Below are 1330 nucleotides of genomic sequence, written 5' to 3' on the forward strand. Positions count from 1 at the left end.
TATGGGATGGATTATTTTGTCCGCCGTGCTTGTGGTCGCGCTAATCGTCGTATTGGTCAAGCCTCCGTTCGGAGGTGACAGCAACGGGGCTGTCGCGACTGTCAACGGGACGAAGATTTCGAAGGAGCAGCTGTACGATTTGCTCGTTAATGCAAACGGCAAAGCCGCGCTGGACAACCTGATCGTGGAAAACCTGGTGCAGCAAGAAATGTCGGCTAACAATATCGCGTTCTCCGAACAAGATATTGATCAAGAGATGGAAGCGGTCAAGCTCCAATTCGGCACAGAAGAGGCGTTCCAATCCGCCCTTCTTCAGTACGGCTATACCGAAGACGTTCTCCGCAGCGAGATGAAATTAAGCGCCATGATCCGCAAGTCGCTGGAATCCAAAACCGAAGTGACGGACGAAGAGGTACAAGCTTACTTCGACCAGAACAAGGCGATGCTGGGTTCCACCGAGGAGCAGGTACGCGCATCCCACATTCTCGTGGATACGAAGGAAGAAGCGGACAGCATCCTTGCCGAGCTCAAGGCAGGCGCAGACTTCGCCGAGACGGCTCAAGCCAAGTCGAAGGACGGCTCCGCCGCTAACGGCGGCGACCTGAACTTCTTCGGACGCGGCCAGATGGTTGCGCCATTTGAGGAAGCAGCATTCGCGCTTGAAGTGGACGAGATCTCCGAAGTCGTAAAAAGCGACTTTGGCTTCCACATTATCAAGAAGACGGACTACAAGCCAGCGTACGAGCCTATCTTCGAAGAGAAGAAAGCCGCTATCCATACCCTGCTTGTAGGTCAGGAAGCTCGCACGCAATCCGAAACATGGATCTCCGAGCTTCGCAACAAAGCGAAAATTACGAATACGCTGGAAGAAGAAGCTCCAGCCGCATCCGATGCTCCTGCAGCGACGGACGCGCCGCCAGCAACGGACGCGCCAGCAAAAGAGTAGTCCATAAACCCAAAAAGGGGCGTTCCGAAGTCACATTTGACTTGCGGGACGCCCCTTTTTGCTGGCAGTTGGCGGGCAGCTCGCTTATGGTCCGGCGGGCTCTATAGCCCGATTTTCTCGGGCTATTGCGCTCGCAGCTCCGGCGGCGCTTCAATAGCCCGATTTTCTCGGGCTATTGTGCTCGGCAGCTCCGGCGGCGCTTCAATAGCCCGATTTTCTCGGGCTATTGACCTCGGCAGCTCCGGCGGCGCTTCAATAGCCCGATTTTCTCGGGCTATTGCGCTCGGCAGCTCCGGCGGCGCTCCAATAGCCCGATTTTTTCGGGCTATTGCGCTCGGCAGCTCCGGCGGCGCTTCAATAGCCCGATTTTCTCGGGCTATTGCG

General features: G+C 56.2%; 2 protein-coding genes. One reads left to right on the forward strand and one right to left on the reverse strand.

The genetic code is table 11. The annotated features are described in order from the left end of the window. A partial coding sequence (locus PAT3040_RS28350) for a peptidylprolyl isomerase (protein WP_108995327.1) occupies positions 1–946 on the forward strand: 946 nt, incomplete at its 5' end. A gap of 122 nt (positions 947–1068) precedes the next feature. Here the strand turns inward: PAT3040_RS28350 and PAT3040_RS38160 are convergent. Further along, on the reverse strand, positions 1069–1330 hold a 262-nt coding region (locus tag PAT3040_RS38160), incomplete at its 5' end, for a hypothetical protein (RefSeq protein ID WP_219930329.1).

This window comes from Paenibacillus agaridevorans (assembly GCF_003112455.1).
Classification (GTDB): Bacteria; Bacillota; Bacilli; order Paenibacillales; family Paenibacillaceae; genus Pristimantibacillus; species Pristimantibacillus agaridevorans.